The sequence below is a fragment of the Bartonella sp. AP88XZML genome, assembly GCF_042195565.1.
Classification (GTDB): domain Bacteria; phylum Pseudomonadota; class Alphaproteobacteria; order Rhizobiales; family Rhizobiaceae; genus Bartonella.
Window position 1 is genome coordinate 19,480 of the sequence record NZ_JBHIOQ010000012.1, and the last position, 19,905, is coordinate 39,384.

General features: G+C 37.1%; 14 protein-coding genes. 10 read left to right on the plus strand and 4 right to left on the minus strand.

Annotated features, from left to right (window positions below; translation table 11 throughout):
- Positions 1–220 precede the first annotated feature (220 nt).
- Positions 221–2,245, plus strand: coding sequence for a M3 family metallopeptidase (locus ACFIK2_RS00735; protein ID WP_375676790.1), 2,025 nt, complete (start codon positions 221–223; stop codon positions 2,243–2,245).
- Between the two features lie 162 nt (positions 2,246–2,407).
- Here the strand turns inward: ACFIK2_RS00735 and ACFIK2_RS00740 are convergent, their stop codons facing one another.
- Positions 2,408–3,484 carry an SGNH family hydrolase gene (locus ACFIK2_RS00740; protein WP_375676791.1) on the minus strand — a complete coding sequence of 359 codons (1,077 nt, stop codon included), beginning with the start codon at positions 3,482–3,484 and terminating at the stop codon, positions 2,408–2,410.
- 14 nt (positions 3,485–3,498) lie between these two features.
- Positions 3,499–4,755, minus strand: coding sequence for a lytic murein transglycosylase (locus tag ACFIK2_RS00745; RefSeq protein WP_375676792.1), 1,257 nt, complete (start codon positions 4,753–4,755; stop codon positions 3,499–3,501).
- A 265-nt stretch (positions 4,756–5,020) separates the two neighbouring features.
- On the opposite strand from ACFIK2_RS00745, the gene ACFIK2_RS00750 reads away from it, so the two are divergent.
- Together ACFIK2_RS00750 and ACFIK2_RS00755 are read left to right on the plus strand one after the other, a co-directional pair.
- Entirely contained in the window at positions 5,021–5,911 is an 891-nt protein-coding gene (locus ACFIK2_RS00750) for a UTP--glucose-1-phosphate uridylyltransferase (RefSeq protein WP_375633923.1), read from the plus strand.
- Positions 5,912–5,950: 39 nt separating this feature from the next.
- Positions 5,951–6,943: an SIS domain-containing protein gene (locus tag ACFIK2_RS00755; protein WP_375634598.1), complete on the plus strand. Its 993-nt coding sequence runs from the start codon at positions 5,951–5,953 to the stop codon at positions 6,941–6,943.
- 274 nt (positions 6,944–7,217) lie between these two features.
- Here ACFIK2_RS00755 and ACFIK2_RS00760 read toward each other — a convergent pair whose 3' ends face one another.
- On the minus strand, positions 7,218–7,577 hold the full coding sequence (locus ACFIK2_RS00760; protein ID WP_375618071.1) for a hypothetical protein: 360 nt from the start codon (positions 7,575–7,577) through the stop codon (positions 7,218–7,220).
- A gap of 253 nt (positions 7,578–7,830) precedes the next feature.
- Here ACFIK2_RS00760 and ACFIK2_RS00765 point away from each other — a divergent pair, with 253 nt between their 5' ends.
- The 3 genes from ACFIK2_RS00765 (at position 7,831) to guaB (ending at position 12,840) form a co-directional block, all read left to right on the plus strand.
- Entirely contained in the window at positions 7,831–9,216 is a 1,386-nt protein-coding gene (locus ACFIK2_RS00765; RefSeq protein WP_375633926.1) for a sigma-54-dependent transcriptional regulator, read from the plus strand.
- A 403-nt stretch (positions 9,217–9,619) separates the two neighbouring features.
- Entirely contained in the window at positions 9,620–11,191 is a 1,572-nt protein-coding gene (locus ACFIK2_RS00770) for a phospholipase D family protein (protein ID WP_375633928.1), read from the plus strand.
- A 149-nt stretch (positions 11,192–11,340) separates the two neighbouring features.
- Positions 11,341–12,840, plus strand: coding sequence for an IMP dehydrogenase (guaB, locus tag ACFIK2_RS00775; protein WP_375633930.1), 1,500 nt, complete (start codon positions 11,341–11,343; stop codon positions 12,838–12,840).
- Between the two features lie 179 nt (positions 12,841–13,019).
- Here guaB and ACFIK2_RS00780 read toward each other — a convergent pair whose 3' ends face one another.
- The gene (locus ACFIK2_RS00780; protein WP_273722522.1) at positions 13,020–13,166 is read right to left on the minus strand and encodes a hypothetical protein; all 147 of its coding nucleotides are present in this window, start codon (positions 13,164–13,166) and stop codon (positions 13,020–13,022) included.
- 519 nt (positions 13,167–13,685) lie between these two features.
- On the opposite strand from ACFIK2_RS00780, the gene ACFIK2_RS00785 reads away from it, so the two are divergent.
- The 4 genes from ACFIK2_RS00785 (at position 13,686) to ugpB (ending at position 19,852) form a co-directional block, all read left to right on the plus strand.
- Positions 13,686–14,972, plus strand: coding sequence for an RsmB/NOP family class I SAM-dependent RNA methyltransferase (locus tag ACFIK2_RS00785; protein ID WP_375634597.1), 1,287 nt, complete (start codon positions 13,686–13,688; stop codon positions 14,970–14,972).
- A 132-nt stretch (positions 14,973–15,104) separates the two neighbouring features.
- Positions 15,105–16,661 (plus strand): glutamine-hydrolyzing GMP synthase, encoded by a 1,557-nt coding sequence (guaA, locus tag ACFIK2_RS00790; protein ID WP_375676802.1) that lies wholly within the window; start codon positions 15,105–15,107, stop codon positions 16,659–16,661.
- A 169-nt stretch (positions 16,662–16,830) separates the two neighbouring features.
- A complete protein-coding gene (locus ACFIK2_RS00795) occupies positions 16,831–17,553 on the plus strand; it encodes a glycerophosphodiester phosphodiesterase (protein WP_375611843.1) in 723 nt (240 codons plus the stop codon).
- A 964-nt stretch (positions 17,554–18,517) separates the two neighbouring features.
- The gene (gene ugpB, locus ACFIK2_RS00800) at positions 18,518–19,852 is read left to right on the plus strand and encodes a sn-glycerol-3-phosphate ABC transporter substrate-binding protein UgpB (RefSeq protein WP_375633933.1); all 1,335 of its coding nucleotides are present in this window, start codon (positions 18,518–18,520) and stop codon (positions 19,850–19,852) included.
- Positions 19,853–19,905 lie beyond the last annotated feature (53 nt).

Consider the following 19,905-nt stretch of genomic DNA (forward strand, 5'->3'; position numbering starts at 1 on the left):
CCAAGTGTTTTTGTTAATATGCAATTCTATTGTGATGTGCGAGCGAATAATCTTTATTGCTTCAATATAATATGGTTTGAAATGGAAGAGCTTTACGATTTTCAGGTTTTTTATTCAATAGCGTTTTGAAAGGTAGTTTAGAAACTCACGAAAATGTTATCAATTTGTGTCGTAAAGATAATTGTTACAGTTTAAATTTATAATGGAGACATAAAGTATTATGACAAAAGCAGCAGTGCTGGACTGGAAGGGATTTTCAGGTCTTCCTGATTTTTCTTCTATAAGTGATGAAGATTTTAAACCCGCTTTTGAACAGGCACTTCAAGAAGCAGAAGAAGAACTAGAGGCAATTGCGATGGTGCAAGAACCACCAACGCTTGAGAATTTTTTGCAGCCTTTTGAGCTTTGCGGCAAAGCGCTTGATCGTGTCTGTTCAATATTTTTCTTGCGCACCAGTGCTCATACGAATGTATTAATTCAACAGCTAGAGCAAGAGTTCGTTGTAAAACTTTCTCGTTATTCTTCAAAAATGATGATGGATGCACGGATATTTGCGAAAATAGATATGCTTTATAAACAGTCGCAGCTGGGCATATTTGAGAGTGAAACAACACGTGTTCTTGAATTATGGTGGAAAAAGTTTGTTTGTCATGGGGCAAAACTCGATGAAAAAGCTAAGAAACGGCTTTTGGAAATTAATGAAAGACTTGCTTTTTTAAATGCTACTTTTGGACAAAATGTCTTAAATGATGAAGCTGAATGGATTCTGTTTTTAAAACAGACCGACTTATCTGGTTTACCGAAAGATCTCATTGATTCAATGAAGGAAATTGCGTGTGAAAGAGGTAATGAAGAAGCGTATGCATTAACACTAGCACGTTCGATTGTTGAACCTTTTTTAAAATTCTCTGATCGTCGTGATTTGCGTGAGGTTGCATTCCAAGCTTGGGCTAAACGTGGTGAAAATAATAACAAGAATGATAATAAAACAATTATTGTAGAGATTGTTGCGCTTCGAGATGAGCAGGCTAAATTATTGGGATATAAATCTTTCGCAGATTTGAAGCTCGATAATACTATGGCTAAAAGTGTTGATTCCGTTATGGATTTGCTTATGCCTGTATGGGAGCGCGCAAGAGCGAAGGCTTCTACTGAGCAAATTGAATTACAAAATTTTGCCAACAATCAGGGCAGCAATGAATCTTTAGCTGCTTGGGATTGGCGTTATTATACTGAAAAACTTCGCACTGAAAAACTTTCTTTCGATAGCGCTGAGATTAAATATTATTTTCAGCTTGATCGTATGATTAAAGCGGCTTTTGGGGTAGCAGAAAAACTCTTTGGCATTACATTTGAAGAAAAAAACGCTGTTGCACTTTGGCATCCTGATGCACGTTTATGGGAAGTAAAAAAGTCTGATGGAAGTCTACTTGGGCATTTCATTGGCGATTATTTTGCACGTTCTTCAAAACGGTCCGGTGCGTGGATGAGTAGTTTGCAATCACAATATAAATTGGATGGCGGACAAAAGCCTATTATCTACAATGTTTGTAATTTTGCTAAACCTTCTAAAGGGGAGGTTGCTCTTTTATCACTTGATGATGCGCGTACGCTTTTCCACGAATTTGGGCATGCATTGCATGGTTTGCTTTCTGATGTCACATGGCCATCTGTATCGGGAACATCGGTTTCGCGTGATTTTGTTGAGCTGCCTTCTCAACTTTATGAACATTGGTTAACTGTACCAGAGATTTTACAAACTTATGCTACGCATGCAAAAACAGGACATCCTATGCCGCAAGTATTAATGGATAAGGTTTTGTCAGCACAGACATTTAATGCTGGCTTTGCAGCAGTTGAATTTACTTCATCAGCTCTTGTAGATATGGCTTTTCATAAAGGACAAACGGTAACTGATCCAACAGTGTTTGAACGCCAAGAATTAGAAAAGCTGCAAATGCCTGATACAATTATTATGCGCCATCGTCCTCCACATTTTACGCATATATTTTCAGGTGATGGTTACGCCGCTGGTTACTATTCTTATATGTGGTCGGAAGTCCTTGATGCTGATGCTTTTCAGGCTTTTGAAGAAACGGGAAATGTTTTTAATTCAGAGCTTGCTGATAAGTTGAAACGTTTTATTTACTCTGCTGGGGGAAGTCGTGATCCAGAGGAGCTTTATAAAGCTTTTCGGGGACGGATGCCTTTATCAGAGGCAATGATTAACAAACGTGGACTATAAGATATAACGGTATGGTTAATACCATGCCGTTTTCATATTATTCGAAAAATGCAGTTGTGATTTATGCAAAAATTCTCTTCATTATAGCTCTGTAAACAGTGTTTTTTACCTTATTCGCTTTTTGTTTATGGAGGAAATTAGAATTTGTCTTTTAAAGAGACATTATGGGAAAGAAAAATTATCAGCTCGATCTTTTTGATGCCCGTTTGGTGGAAACCATGATTTTTTTATAAAACTTGACTTTCGTTTGCCTAAAAGCTGAGTGTTTTGTTGTGCCATATCATCGAGGCTCATTGGAGGCTGACGCATAATATTACTCTGCTCTTTATTCTCTGATTCTTGTATAAGTTTTTGAATAGCTTGATCGGTTGAGTAAGGATTTTCATGAGAAAAGGCGTAAAAATTTAAAATATTTTTCAATGGTTTTTCTAAATAAGAGGCAAGTTTTTTCTTTCCTTCAGAGGTGAAATGCATGCCATTATTGGTGCGTAATTTGGTTATTTTTCCATTAATATCATAGCCTGAAAAAGAAAAATTTCCTTCTTCATCACTAAAGCTGCTCCAGATATCGAGGAAATATCCTCCTGCTGTTTCTGTTTCTTGTTTATAGAGCGCATTAAAAATTTTCATTTTTTGTGTCAAAAGGTCATTTCTAAAGGCAGGTTGACTTATCCATATCCATGATTTTCTAGAGGCATGAAGACTTTCAGCAATTTCGATAATTCTTTGTTTGTAGATGTGCATCCATTCTGATTGATCTGTGTTAATTGTGCTATAAGAGTCTGTGATTGGTTGATTATCATTTGCACCGATCATCATGATAATAACATCGGGGTTACTTTGATCAATGAGTTTAGAAATATTGCTTTGCCAAGAATAATAATCCGTTCGAACTAAGCCGGAAGCTGGCATTGTGTTGTTCATGATAACGATATCGCTATTATTTATAAAAAACTTCTTAAGTGCATCGGCAACAGCAGAAGCTGTAAAATCCCCTATGACAAGAATGCGCTTTGCATTCTCATTTTTTAGCTTTTGTATATTTTTTTGTGTTACGATCTTTTTTTGCGGCTTGTCTATTTTTTGTTCTATAATTTGCGGTGGTTGTTGCGTCTGTTTGTTATGTTGTGATAACCATTTGAAGAAGTTCGTTGCTTTACTTGGGGATGGCTGTATGATCCCCACAATAGAAAGTAAAACTAGCGATAATGTCAAGTATATCAGGCGAACAGAAGACAAAACCTTAGTCTCCATTATTGTTTGCGAAGGAGAAAAAGCACTTGAGATGACGGATATCCATTTGCTTTTAGACCGTGACGGAGCTGAAAGGCTTTAATTGCTTCGCGAGAAGCTGTTCCGATTTTTCCATCAACATTCCCTTTATAATAGCCCAGTGCACTTAAGCGAGATTGCAGTTCTTTGCATTCTTGGAAAGTAAGAGGTTGAAAAGGTCTTTGCCAATCATGTACCAATCTAGGATGTCCAGCGATGCGATCAGCTAGAAGAGCAACAGCAAACGCATAACGATCTGCATTATTATAATGTTTCAGAACAAAGAAATTTTTTGTGACTAAAAATATAGGTCCTTTTGCTCCATCTGGATATTTTAATATTGCTTGTTCAGCTAATGTAGGAAGAGGACGCCCATTTGCGTGTTTTACACCTAATTTTTTCCATTGTTCAAAGGAATACCACCCTTCAGGAAGGTTTTTCCCCTGCGGCACTTTTACCTCTACTCCCCAAATAAGATTAGGTTGCCAGCCATTTTTGTGGAGAAGGTTAGCAGCAGTAGCCAGAGCATCTGGAACAGAGTTCCAGATATCACGCCGTCCATCTTGGTCCATATCAACTGCATAGGCGAGATAACTGCTTGGAATAAATTGTGTATGCCCCAATGCACCGGCCCAAGATCCAGTGAGTTGAGAGCGTTTAATTTCGCCACTTTGTAGAATTTTCATAGCAGCAATCAGCTGTGTATATGCATATTTTGCACGTTTTTTATCAGCATAGGCTAGAGTTGCAAGAGAGCGAATGGTATCACGCATTACACTTTTATTGGCTAAAACTTTCCCATAGTTGCTTTCCATTGACCAAATAGCAAGCAGAATATTGCGGTCAACACCAAAACGTTTTTCAATTTGAAGAAGCCATTTGTTCCATTTTTGAGTTTGGCGCCGTCCTTCTACAATTGCAATATCATGGACGCGATTATCGAAATAGTTCCATGAAGGAGCAACAAATTCTGGTTGGTATGCGGCGCTTTTTAGAACTTCTGGATCAATGGCATTAACACCTTTAAATGCCATATGAAACGTAGAAGGGGTAATATTGTGAGCAATAGCTATTTTTTTAAATTCTTTAATCCAGTGTTTAAATCCGCTATCAGCATATGAAAGGGATATAAAAAACATAAAAAAAGCAGAAAAAATAACGGCAGAGACAGTGAAAAGAGTTCTCCAAGCTATTGACTTCTCTAAAAAAGAGAAAGTCTTCAATTCTGTTTTTTGCATTTTGAAATCCCCATTAATATTCAATTTATTAGATGTGCAATAACTTTATTTTGTATTTAGTTTAATTGATAATATGATCAAGAAGAGGAAAAAACTGAAATAAATAATTCGTTTAATCCTTTCAATAAATTCTCAGACTCTTTTTACATTTTTGATTGCCCATTATAATGATAATCAAAACAATAAGATATCTTTTTTACCATTTCGTAAAAACATATGATAAATAAAACAAAAAAGTTATATGAATTCATTGAGGAGGGTGAGTGTGCGTAAAATCCGGAAAGCAGTATTCCCAGTAGCAGGTCTTGGTACGCGTTTCCTTCCTGCGACAAAAACGATTCCTAAAGAAATGTTAACAGTTGTTGATAAACCTGTTATTCAATATGTTGTGGATGAGGCGAGGGAAGCTGGTATTGAGCATTTTATTTTTGTGACTGGACGTAACAAAGCAGTCATTGAGGATTATTTTGATGCGCAAGTTGAATTATACACGACACTTGCTGAATGTGGAAAGAAAGAAGATCTTGCACACTTATACCGTTTACAGCCATTACCAGGGTCAACTTCTTTCACTCGGCAACAGCAACCTTTGGGATTAGGGCATGCTCTTTGGTGCGCGCGTGAATTAGTTGCAGGGGAACCTTTTGCTTTATTATTACCCGATATGTTGATACAGGCGAAAAAGGGCTGTCTTTCTGAAATGATGAGCCTTTATGAAAAGGTGGGTGGGGGAAATATTATAGCAGTTCAGGAATGCGATCCTAGAGAAACACATAAATATGGTATTGTTGGGAAAGGCAAACAGATTGCAAATGGTTTTGAAATCACAAAAATGGTAGAGAAACCGGCACAAGGAACGGCACCATCAAATTTGTACATCAATGGACGTTATATTTTGCAGCCAGAAATTTTTAATATTCTTTCCACTCAAGAACGGGGAACAGGAAATGAAATTCAATTAACAGATGCTATGATACGGCTTTCAAATGAGCAAGATTTTTGGGGTTTGCAAGTAAAAGGGCGCACTTTTGATTGCGGTTCTAAAGCTGGTTTTATTGAAGCCAACGTTGCATTTTCTTTGGCACGCGCTGATATGCACAGCCACGTTTCTACTTCATTGAAAAATTTACTAGAAACCATTAATGTTGAAAAGTGATATAGATCTCTCACTTAATTTTATTGATCGAATTTGATTATGACAATACCGTCTCCTCATATGGCTTTGCAAGGTGCAGTTGCATCAGCGCTTAAAACACTTGCTAGTGAAAAGCAGGGGCTTGAAGCCCTTGAAAAAGCTCTTCTGGAAAGTCTTTCTTCTTCTTTTGAAGCGGCTGTTCAAACTATTAGAAATGCTCGTGGACATGTGGTCATTACTGGTCTTGGAAAAAGTGGTCATATAGGGACAAAAATTGCAGCAACCTTAGCCTCAACTGGAACACCTGCCTTTTTTGTGCACGCTGCAGAAGCCAATCATGGTGATCTTGGTATGATTGGTTCTGATGACGTTATTCTTGCTTTATCATGGTCTGGTGAAACTCAAGAGTTAAGTGGTATTATGAGTTATGCGGCGCGTTTTCGTATTCCTCTTATTGCGATGACATCAAGTAAGCACTCTGTGTTAGGACGACAAGCTGATATTGTGCTATTATTACCAAAGATAGAAGAGGCTTGCCCCTATGGTTTAGCCCCTACAACTTCAACAATTATGCAATTGGCAATGGGAGATGCATTAGCGGTTTCTCTTTTAGAAATGCGTGGTTTTACCGCAACGGATTTCAAAATATATCATCCTGGTGGCTCTCTTGGTGCAAGCCTTAAATACGTGTGTGATATTATGCATGAGGGTGATAATATTCCTTTGGTTATGCAGGGAACAGCTATGACTGAAGCGATGAATGTTTTGGTGGAAAAACATTTTGGTTGTGTTGGTGTTGTGAATCAAGAAGGTGAACTAATCGGAATTGTAACTGATGGCGATCTTGCACGTAACATTCATTTTAATTTATCAAAATTTAATGTTGACGAGGTGATGACCAAAGCTCCTAAAGTTGTAAAGCCAAATACACTTGTTGGTGCAGCAACAGCTTTTATTAATGATCATCAGATTGGTGCATTTTTTGTGGTTGAAGATAAAAAACCGATAGGAATTGTTCATTTTCATGATCTTTTGCGCATTGGCGCTGCTTAGATTAAGCTTCCCTATCAAATAAAATGTTATAGGTTGAAATAGATTGAATGATACAAAGTTACAATTTTATTGTGAGGTGGCTTTATTGATATTTTGTGGAAGAAAATGATTATTTTACGCATTTCATAATGTTTAAAAAATTCTCAGGGGCTAGATTATACTAGCCTCTTTGCGTATTTTAGAGAGGATTTTCTATCAGGAGGAGAAAGGATATCGCCTTCTGCTTAATGTATGTGCTCCCTCTGTTCTTAAGAGAGGTTTCCCTTGTACTTTGTTAAGATTTCCGCTTAAGGAAAAACTGTGCTCCTGTATGCGAGGTGCAGAGAAGTTGTGTGGCGTCATATGACATTGTACAATTGACTCTAGAAATTGTTCCACGGAGAATAGAGCGTATTTCAATTTCTATATTTTGGGCATTGAGATAATTATATGCTCCTTCTGATAGTTTTTCTTCTGTATCTGCTGCACGCGTTTCAAAAACACCATTGTGGAAAGAAGAAATAATACCATTCTCATCAACCCATTTTCCATCAATTCCAGTTGGCATATTTGAGTTATAATATCGCGAAAAGTTACAGGCACTTAACAGCAAGGCGGTAATTGTAAGACATAAAATATGATAGGGATGTTTCATTTATTGCACTCTATTTAGATTATTTTGCTCTCTAGTTTCTATAACATTATTAAATTACCCCATGAGTCAATATGAAAAATTTGATAAAAATCAATGAAAAAGCAAAAAAATGGAAAAAAATGCCTTAATGTTGTATTTAATTGACAGCTTGATGAAGTTCGTAAGTGAAACACAAGAGGTAAAATATTTCTTATGGTTTACAACAATTTTTATATTAAGCTGCTAAGTAGTCTCAAAGGAGATTATTGACATTATGGTTGGTCCCATTCTTGTTGCGAGTGAAGATTATGGAAGACGTATAGAACTTTCTTCTATGCTGCGAGGTTTTGGTTATCGTGTCATTGAAGCAGAAAATGGTCTCCGTACGATTGATCTTTTACACAGGCGTAAAAACATTGTGCTTGCACTCCTTGATGTTGTTATGAGTGATTTGAGTGTGAGCGATTTGATTAAAATGATTAGAGTTGCTGGTGTTTCTGTTCCTATTGTCGTTATAGCACAACAAGAGAATCAGCATTTACTCCAGAAAGCTTTAACAGCTGGAGCTATTGATTATTGGATCCATCCAGTAACATTATTACGCGTAAGAGTTACTTTGGATATCCTTGCTCTTATTTCTGCCTTGGAGCATGAGGTTCGAGATATTCGGCGAAAAAAAGAGAATCATTTACGGTTTTCTGATCTTTGCGTAAAAAGTAGAGCTATGCAGATAGTGTTAGAACAATCGAGACAAGCAGCAACTTCTTTACAGAATCTTTTGATAGAGGGGGAAGCTGGAACAGGACGTGAGACATTAGCTCGGATTATTCATCATGAGGGATTATTTTCGGAGGGTGTTTTTGTTCGCTTTCAATGTTCAGCCATCGTTGATCCAGAAGAAGAAAATCAGCAGTGGTTTAAAGAATTCCTACCATTGGTTTCTTCTCTTGAAAAAGGGACACTTTGCCTTTGTGATATTGATCGACTTGAGCCCATACAGCAAAAACGGTTTGCTCATTACCTTAAAGAAAGGGAAAGGGATAAAAAAGGAGATTTTTTTCCTTTTCGGATCATCGCTATTTCAACATCGCGTTTAAAGGACTTGGTTAATGAGAACTTTTTTTTGCATAGTTTGTTTGAACAATTTTCTCACTTGTCTATTAGCGTCCCTGCTTTACGAGAATTAAGGGATGATTTTCCAGAGATCACACAACGTTTGATTGATCGCATTATCACAGAAACAGGGCGATCACATGTCCATGGTTTAGCAGGCTCTGCTCTTTCCTTGCTTATGCAGTATGATTGGCCTGGCAATAGAAATGAGCTTGAAACCTTTTTATTTCGTGCGATTTTACTCAGTGAAGGACCGTTATTAACTGTTCGAGATTTTCCGCAATTAATGGGAAATTCATTAATGAATGTTCCCAATATCATTGAGGGTAATATGCAAGAAGATAATGAGCAAGAATCGATAAAATTTTTGAATACTGATGGGCATGTACGTACTTTTGCAGAGATGGAACATGATATTATAGAGAAAGCGATTAAACATTATAAAGGACATATGAGTGAGATTGCGCGCCGCCTTCATATTGGTCGCTCTACACTTTATAGAAAAATGGAAGAATTGAGAGCAATAAGAAATCAAGAACGAAAGTAAAATTCATAACAAATTTCTCTTCATGACAAGCATGCGTTTCAAAAAAATAGAGTGGATTTTGATAAAGTCCGTGGAGGAAGCTTAAGAAAACAATCATTTATTGTAAAATTTATCTATAGAGGATGATTTTGTAGATTTAAATCAAATATAAATTTTATGTGACTATTTTAATCGTTTGTTTCAATTTATACAATTTTATTTAAGTTTACATTTATTAAAAAAGAGAAGCATTTTTAAAAACTTTTAAATACTACCGCTAAAATTTTTGTATCATCAATATTAAATTTATACTCTCTTAAGCAAGAAGTGGCATTTTATTTGCTATACGATTAAGATAAAGTGATTAGTGTTATCGTTTGCATTACTGATGATGTGATAGTTTAAAATAGAAAGTTTACCCTCTTTGACTCTTTTACAGATTGTTATTGGTTTTGTCCTCTTTTTTTTTATTGCATCTATGTTGGCAATCTACACCTATGGGCGTTTTGTGAAAAATGCTAGGGGGCAATGTTCTTATGCGTTACCTATTCAGAAAGATGAAACTAAGCTTGATCGTATCGTCAGTCAATTAGCTGAGGAAGAAAATGGATTGGGGATTGATAAAGATGCCCTTTCCCTCATTATCAGCAATTTGGATGCGTTTTGTGTTCGTGCAATAGGAGCTGCAGAGGCTGGGCGTAGCCTTGATCTGATGTATTATATTTGGGATGATGATTTAACGGGGCGCCTATTATTAAGTGAAATAGTTGAGGCAGCTGATCGAGGGGTTCGGGTACGGCTTCTTTTGGATGATATTAATGCTCAGGCACGTGATCCAGCTTATATTGCGCTAGATAGACATCCTCATATTGAGGTGAGAATGTTTAATCCAGGGCGATCGCGTAAAGGTGGTTTACGCCGTGGTTTAGAAATTATATTACGGGCAATTACTGTAACACGTAGAATGCATAATAAAGCTTTTATTGTTGATGGCAGGGTCGCTTTTGTAGGAGGACGTAATCTTGCAGATTCTTATTTTGATGCTGGTAAAGAATCCCATTTTCGAGATTTAGATTTGATGTTAATCGGTCCTTCTGTTAAAAAGGTAGAAAGTATCTTTGATGATTTTTGGAATAGTGCTGTTGTTTTGCCAATTCATACTTTGGTTGTTCCTAAAAGCGCAAGTGATCTTAGCTATTGGAAAGATAAATTACGAAAGTTTCGTGATTCCAAGGTTGCAAAAGTTTATTTAGATTATGTCAAAGAGCACATTAACTTTAATTGTTTTATCCAAACAGGAAAGCGGTTATTTTTAGCAGACAAAGTTGTTGTTCTTTCTGACCCTCCAGAAAAAGCATTGCGTAAAAAAGCAAGCAATTGGCTTATGAAGGCACTTTCAAAGGTTATTGGAAATGCCAAAAAAACGGTTCAGATTACGTCACCTTATTTTGTTCCTGGTAAGGTTGGCACGCAGAATTTTAGTAATTTGGTTTCAAAGGGTGTTGATGTCAAAATTCTGACAAATTCTTTAGCTGCTACTGATGTAGCATTAGTGCATGGTGGTTATGTACCTTATCGTAAGGCATTGTTGAAAAGTGGTGTTAATCTTTATGAATTAAAAGCGGAAGGCAATACTCATGGGTTGCGATTGTTTCGATCGAGTAAGGCAAGTTTACATGCTAAAGCTTTTTTAATTGATCGTAAAACAGCTTTTATTGGATCTTTAAATTTTGATCCAAGATCAGCATCATTAAATACAGAAATGGGCATTCTTTTTGAATGTGCTCCCATTACAGCAAGATTAGATTTGTTGTTTTCTGAAGAAACCACAGGGGAAATGAGCTATCACCTGCGTCTTGGTGATAATAATCGTATTTATTGGGATTTTATTGAAAATGAAAAAAAATATAGCATTGACTATGAGCCAGAAAGTAATTTTTGGCGTCGCGCATTTGCAAAAATAATAAGTTGGTTACCTATTGAATCACAATTGTAAATTTTTATAAACCACACTTAAAAAAATATTTATTTTTCTTTTCATTTTGTTTGTAGCATGGCATAATTTTTTGCCAATCTACCATGTATGAGAACCGCAGTTGTATTTTAAAGCTTCTTGCGGTGTTTTATTATAAAAGGAATTTTGATATGGCAAAGATTGTTGAAACGGGGACAGGTGCATTGGCACTGACTTTTGATGATGTACTTTTACAACCCGGTCATTCTCTTGTTATGCCTAGTCAAGTGGATCTCAGTACGCGCATTGCAGCGGATATTAAGCTCAATTTGCCATTGCTTTCTGCGGCAATGGATACGGTAACAGAATCGCGTTTGGCAATTGCTATGGCTCAAGCTGGTGGTCTTGGGGTTATTCATCGTAATATGTCTCCTGCAGAGCAGGCAGAAGAAGTTCGCCAAGTAAAAAAGTTTGAATCTGGTATGGTTGTTAATCCAGTCACCATTGGACCAGATGCAACACTTGAAGAAGCAAAATCTTTGATGCGCTCTCATGGTATTTCCGGTATTCCGGTTGTTGAAAATGGTGCTAAAGGTGAAACTGCTGGACGGCTTGTTGGCATTTTGACAAATAGGGATGTGCGTTTTGCAACGGATCCCAAACAAAAAATTTATGAATTAATGACGCATGAAAATTTAATCACAGTGCGTGAAAATGTTCAACTCAATGAAGCGAAGTATCTTTTACACCATCATCGTATTGAAAAATTATTAGTTGTGGATGAACAGAATCGTTGTGTCGGACTGATAACAGTTAAGGATATTGAAAAAGCAAAATTAAATCCAAACGCTGCCAAAGATTCACAAGGTCGCTTGCGTGTTGCAGCTGCAAGTAGTGTAGGGAACGATGGGTTTGAGCGGGCTGAACAATTAATTGATGCAGGCGTTGATATTCTAGTAATTGATACTGCACATGGACATTCTCAGCGTGTATTAGACACTGTTGAGCGTATTAAAAAAATGACGTTTTCTCCAGCTATTATTGCTGGTAATGTGGCGACTGCTCAAGCAACACAGGCTTTGATTGACAGTGGTGCGGATGCTATAAAAGTTGGGATTGGTCCTGGTTCTATTTGCACAACGCGAATTGTTGCAGGTGTTGGTGTTCCTCAGCTTGCAGCCATTATGAATGCTGCAGAAGTTGCTGAAAAAGCGGGCATTCCCGTTATTGCTGATGGGGGGATAAAAGCTTCCGGTGATTTTGCTAAAGCCTTAGCAGGTGGGGCTTGTGCTGCTATGATTGGCTCTCTTTTAGCGGGTACAGAAGAAAGTCCTGGCGAAGTTTATCTTTATCAAGGACGATCCTTTAAAGCTTATCGCGGCATGGGATCTGTTGGTGCTATGGCACGAGGATCGGCAGATCGCTATTTTCAAGATGATGTTCGTGATGAACTTAAGTTAGTTCCTGAAGGTGTGGAGGGGCAGGTGGCTTATAAAGGTCCTATAGCATCAGTTCTACATCAGCTTGCTGGTGGACTTCGTGCTTCGATGGGGTATGTTGGAGCAAAAGATCTCGTAGAGTTTCGTGAAAAAGCAACGTTTGTACGTATTACGAATGCGGGACTCCATGAAAGTCATACGCATGATGTTTCTATCACACGAGAGAGTCCAAATTATCGTGGACCAGTTTAAAGATACAAGAGCCTAATATCATATTGCATAAATATAAAATTTTCCGAGAACAAGAAAGAGAGACTGCGCTTTTTTCTGTTTGTAATTTGGTGTAATAATCCCAAAAAGGAAAGAATTAGAGGTTAAAACTCTAATTCTTTCTGTTAAGACTATATGAAATAAGTTATATAAAATTAGAATTAACTTTTTGTTGTCTTCCGTCCAGTCTTTGACGCACGTTGGCGAGTGTTTGTCTGATCACTTTGGACGGATTTCTTTCCGTTGTTTGAGGGCATTGTATTATGACGGCTTTTAGACGAAGTTGTTTTTCCATTATTATAAGTCATTATTTTCTCCTTTAAAATTGTCTGGCAGTTGCCATTAGAGTAAAAACGGTCATGCCAAATAGTGGTTCCAAGCATTTTCTAAAAAGTTAATTTTTTGTTGAACGTAAGATGAACTTGTTTAATTTTATGAGAAGATTTTTTCTATTTTTTCAGAAGGATAGCCATATAAAGATGGGAGATATTTGATTTTTTTCTATTGTTCAGACAATCCTCGTAAATTTTATTTTACGCAAATAAATTAAAGAGTTTGGTTTTTTCGTAATGCATGGCGGAAATAAGTTCTTTATGGATGGCTACGTATCTTTTAGCATAAGAGGTAGAAGGATAAAAAGCGAATGGGCAGAAGATGAAAGGAAAAATTTAAATACTCTAAATTGGATCTTATAAAAAAGTATGATCAGATCATTTTAATATTGAATGTAAATTTTTTATGGCTTTGAGAAGGTTTCATTGGCAAGAAGGCGATAATATTATTTTTTTAGATGATTTAAAATTTTATTATTTTAATGGGAGAAATGAATGCGATTAGGTGGGCGTTTGCAAGCAGCAATAGATGTTCTCACAGAGATAGAAGTGAAGCATCGCCCAGTAGGAGAAGCTTTAAAGGATTGGGGTCTTTCTCATCGCTTTGCTGGAGCAGGTGATCGTGCAGCTATTGGTACAATCGTTTATGATGTTTTAAGACGACGTTATTCTTTACAATGGCGTATGGAGAGTGATGATATCCGAGATATCGTTTTTGGTGCCTTATTAGATTCTGAAAAAATGACGCTGGAGCAAATTGACGGTGAATTGGCAGAAGATCGGTTTGCACCGCAGTTATTAGGGGCTAAACAGCGTAAATCGTGGCAAGGTCAGCAATTAGTGGATGCTCCAGACTATATTCGTGGTGATATTCCGCAATGGTGTCAAGCGCATCTGCGTCCTTTATTTGGTGATAATTGGATCACTGAAGCGGCTGCGTTAGCAACGCGTCCTTCTTTAGACCTACGGGTAAATAACCTAAAGGCAACACCAGAAAAGGTGCTGAAAGAATTAGCAAAAACCAAACTTAAATCTTTTCCATGGTTTGGGCAAGCTTTAAGAATTGCACCGATTGAAAAGTTTAATCGTCATCCCAATGTTCAAGTGGAACCAGCTTTTCAAAAAGGACACTTTGAAATACAGGATTTAGGATCTCAAATTGTTGCTCACCTTGTGGAAGCGCAAGAGAGCATGCAGGTATTAGATTATTGTGCAGGTGCTGGGGGCAAAACATTAGCTTTAGCTTCCGATATGAACAATCGTGGGCAAATTTATGCTTATGATTTTGATAAAGCGCGCTTAGCTCCTATTTTTGATCGTCTTCGACGCGCTGGTGTTCGTAATGTACAAACACGAGCACAAAAAGAAGAATTGAAGCCATTAATAGGCCAGATGGATAGAGTTCTACTAGATGCACCATGTAGTGGGACAGGAACATGGCGTCGTCGTCCAGATGCGAAATGGCGTTTAACATTAGTACAGGTGAAACAACGCCAAACAGAACAGAGGGATATTTTGAATGAAGCGATAGCTTATCTTAAGCCAAATGGGCGCCTAATCTATATTACCTGTTCTCTTTTTACAGATGAAAATGAGGAACAAATTTCCCATTTCCTTCAACAACATTCTCATTTTTCTCCAATAGATATGCCAGCGCTTTGGCAGAAACATTTTAGTTTTTCTCCTGTGCAACCAGTTTTTTCAAATTATGGACTTACTTTGTCGCCGGCCACAACACAAACAGATGGGTTCTTTTTATCTGTGTTGCAAAAAAAACATTGATCCATATTCTTACACTTTTTATCATAAACTTTACGAGAATAATCTTTTTCTTAAGAAAACAGGCTTGTGAAAAGAGAAAGATTGAATCATAACTCTCATGAGTTTTCTTTTACAATTGTTGATTGGTTTTCTATGAGCATATCACATCCAGACACTGTTCTTATTATTGACTTTGGTTCACAAGTTACACAACTTATTGCACGACGGGTACGAGCAATGGGAGTGTATTGTGAAATTACTCCTTTTCAATTGGCTTTAGAAGCTGTGCGCCGCATAAATCCTAAAGCTATTATTTTATCAGGGAGTCCTTATTCCGTTATTGATGAGGGCTCTCCGCGTGCTCCAATGGAAATTTTTGAGGCGGGTGTTCCGATTTTGGGCATTTGCTATGGTGAACAAGTCATGTGTGTTCAGCTTGGAGGAAAGGTTGAAGCTGGACATGAGCGTGAATTTGGGCGTGCTTTTTTGGAAGTTCAAGAAGAGAGTGCCCTTTTTGATGGAGTGTGGGAAAAAGGTTCTCGTTATCAAGTATGGATGAGCCATGGTGACCGTGTGGCAGCTTTACCAGAAGGTTTTCGTGTCATAGGAACCTCAAAAGGAGCTCCCTATGCGGCTATTGCTGATGAGAAAAGATATTTTTATGCGGTACAGTTTCATCCTGAAGTTATCCATACACCGGATGGTACAAAACTTTTGCAAAAGTTTGTTCATAAGATCTCTGCTATTAAAGGCAATTGGTCAATGGCTTCTTATCGTGAGCAGGCAATTGCTACGATACGACAAAAAGTTGGGAAAAGTCGTGTGATTTGTGGTCTTTCAGGGGGAGTGGATTCATCTGTTGTAGCGGTACTCCTTCATGAAGCCATAGGAGATCAACTGACATGCATTTTGGTAGACCATGGGCTGATGCGCAAGAATGAAGCTGAAGAAGTTCTCACGCTCTTTCGTGATCATTATAATATAGAGCTTATTCACGTTAATGCTGCCGATATATTTCTTAATGCTTTAGAAGGTGAGACAGATCCAGAAAAAAAGCGCAAAACGATTGGTCGCCTTTTTATTGAAGTTTTCGAAGAAGAAACTAAAAAAATAGGAGGTGCAGAGTTTTTAGCACAAGGAACACTTTATCCAGATGTTATTGAGAGTGTGTCTGCTATTGGTGAAACGGTAACCATTAAAAGCCATCATAATGTGGGGGGGCTACCAGAACAGATGAATATGAAACTTGTAGAACCGTTGCGTGAGCTCTTTAAGGATGAGGTTCGCTTGCTAGGGCGAGAGTTAGGATTACCGGAGCAGTTTATTGGTCGCCATCCTTTTCCAGGTCCCGGTCTTGCAATTCGCTGTCCAGGTACTGTGACCCGTGAAAAATTAGAAATTTTACGTGAAGCAGATGCTATCTACCTTGAGGAAATCCATAAAGCTGGTCTTTATGACGAAATTTGGCAAGCTTTTGCTGTTCTTCTTCCTGTTCAAACTGTTGGCGTGATGGGGGATGATCGCACTTATGAATTTGTTTGTGCTCTTCGCGCCGTCACATCTGTAGATGGAATGACTGCTGATTTTTATCCCTATGATATGGCGTTTTTAAGTAAGACAGCAGCACGTATTATTAACGAAGTTAGAGGGATTAATCGTGTTGTATATGATGTAACCTCAAAACCTCCTAGTACTATTGAATGGGAATAATTAAAATGAAGGATAAGTTTTTTAAGAATAAAATATGACTGAGGGTTTGATATTCGAGAAGTGTAGAAAAAATCATTTAAAAATGATTGTGTATTTTCATATGATATAAGCCTTTATCTGACAATCTGTACGTCAATATCGTTTAAAATTGAGAAGTGTGGGATTTTGCATGTCTGAGAAAAAAATTGTTGCACACCGTGGAGGAGCTCATCTTTATCCTGAAAATACCCTTTCGGCATTTAATAATGCTATAGCGTTAGGTGTTGATGAAGTTGAATGCGACGTTCATTTGCTAAAAAGCGGTGAAGTGGTTGTCTTTCACGACTTCCGTCTAGACCAATTGGTTGGAAAAAAGGGGTATATTCATGACATTGATAATGAAACACGCAAACAACTCTGCGTAAAAGGAAGCCAAGAAGCACCTCCCTTATTAGAAGAAGTGCTTGATCTTTTAGCACCAACGAATGTTGCATTGCATCTTGAAATCAAGACATGCGGTGAAGTGGAGCGCGAAACAATATTATCCCAAAAAGCGCTTGCGCTAATAAAAAGCCGAAATTTATCAGAACGGGTTTCTGCAATTAGTTTTGATCCTTTTATCCTTCGTCCTTTTATTGAAGCAGGAATACCATCTGGTCCATGTGTTGATAATTTTGAAGGTGATATGTACCGTCATTTTTCTGAATGGAAGCAATTAGGTTATTCTGACCTAAGTTTAGATGGCTCTATTGTTTCACAGAACTTTATTGAATCAGCTCTTGAGGCTGGTTTTACTGTAGGGGTATGGACAATTAATGGAAAAGCTCGGTTATCATATTGGCTTGATATGCCTGTACATTATATTACGACAGATCAACCTGATCTCGCATTGCAATTGTGTGCACAAAGGTAAAAATACATCAACACAAAAGGAACTATATATCTTCATAAAGTTAGCGTAATGAAAGAAGAAAAATTATCTAATATATAACAATAATACATTGATTTATAATGATAATTAATATTTTACTCATGTGAGTAAGAGACCTTAATACGTAAGATTCTCTTATTTCAAATATTTTTACAATGAATCAATCAAAATCATTTGTTTGAACATTACAAGTAGGGTTGGTGTGTGGATAAAAAATAATTGAGAAAAGAATAAAAATATTCATTTAACGTATTTCAAATGCAAGGCTTATTAAGCATTAGGGTCTCATATGATGATGTCGTTTTGCACTTTTATGAAGTGTAAAAATGATGGCATACAAAAAGTCTTATATACTTTAATGGAGAGGCTTTATGTCTTATTTTACAGGTTCTATCATGAAATGTAGATGTATTGAAAGATTTTTTAACAGCATGGAAATTGGTCATACAGTGTCATTTTGTTTTGCATGAGGGGTGTGATCTTGTTACAGGGAAAGAGACTATTAAGCGCTTCAAAATGATTTTCTTAATTTTAAAAAAATTCTATTTGTCTCTTCTTTAAATTCAGTAGCAACATCGTGTTAAAGTTATAAGCCGAAAGTTATAAGACAAATAATAAAAGAATAAACAATTCTTTTTAAAAAAGTAAATCCAGATATTAAAATAGTCATTGAATGATATTTACGATCCATATCTTTTTACCAAGTGGCTTTGCTTATTTAAGCCATCTCACTTTTTTCAGATAGTTACAAACGCGTATTTCGTGAATATATAAGAAAGCTTATAAAAGAAAATAAATAAATTTAAATAAATTCATTTGACCTTTAGGTGGTTCCTGTTTAAATGAGAGAATATGTTTCTGAAATAAAACTGTCATAGCATGTTCATGTGTAATACTATAAATTTAGGGGGTAGTTTGTATTCCATCACTTCAGAAAGGGTGAAGCATGAGTCGTTTTTATCTTTCCATAGCGGCCACGGTTGCTATCATAATGTCCACAGCGGGGATGACAGAAAGTTTTGCACAGACAAAAATCAGCTTTTGGCATTCTATGAGTGGTGAATTAGGAAAGCAAACTGAAAGTCTCATTAACGATTTTAATGCAAGTCAATCTGAGTATAAAGTTGTTTCTTCATTTCGCGGTGAATATGAAGAGGGATTGATTTCACTCATTGCAGCATTTCGTGGAAAGAAACAGCCAGTACTTGCTCAAATTTATGACGTTGGTACTGGAACTATGATGGCTGCAAAAGGCGCAATCTACCCATTTTATCAACTTATGGCTGATACAAAACAAGAATTTGATCCTACAGATTATTTCCCTGTTATTAGTGGTTATTACTCCGATGAACAGGGACGTATCGTCTCTATGCCATTTAATATTTCAACACCCATCCTTTATTATAACAAAGATATCTTTAAAAAAGCAGGGCTTGATCCAGAACAGCCTCCTAGAACGTGGCAAGATATAGAAAACTTTTCCAAGAAAATTCTTGAGACTAAAGCGGCAAATTGTGGTTTTACAATGGCTTATGCCGCTCAATGGATTGGTATAGAAAATTTTTCAGCGTTGCATAATGTTCCTTTTGGAACGAAGGAAAATGGCTTTAAAGGACTTGATTCAGAACTTACATTTAATGGACCTTTACAAGTGCGTATGTGGGCTGACCTGAAAAAGTGGTCTGATCAAGGTATTTTCCGTTATGGTGGTCCAGCAGGTGCATTAGATTCAACACCAATGTTTATGGCACAAAATTGTGCAATTTTTATGCAATCTTCAGGATCACATGCTGGGATTGTTTCTGAAGCTCAGTTTAATGTGGGGGTTGGTATGCTACCGTACTATAAGGATACAGAAGGAGCACCACAAAATTCAGTTATTGGGGGAGCTTCTATTTGGGCGTTTAAGGGCCATACTCCAAAGGAATATGCAGGGGCAGCCGCTTTTCTTAAATTTCTTTCAAAAACAGAAAATCAAGCAAAGTGGCATCAGGAAACAGGTTATCTCCCAACCACAAAAGCGACTTATGAATTGAGCAAAAAACAACATTTCTATGAAAAAACGCCAGGTGCGGATATAGCTATCAAACAGATTAATCTTAATCCACCAACAGTTAACTCAAAAGGGATAAGATTTGGTAATTTACCACAAATTCGTGCCATTCTTGATCAAGAGTTGGAAGCTGTTCTTAGTGGTTCAAAAACGCCGAAAGATGGTTTAGATGAGACCGTTGAACGTGGAAATAAACTCTTGCGTGAATTTGAAAGATCTAATCATTAATTTCGTTTTATTGTTAAACATTAAAGACTCAACAAAAACGGTTGAGTCCTTTT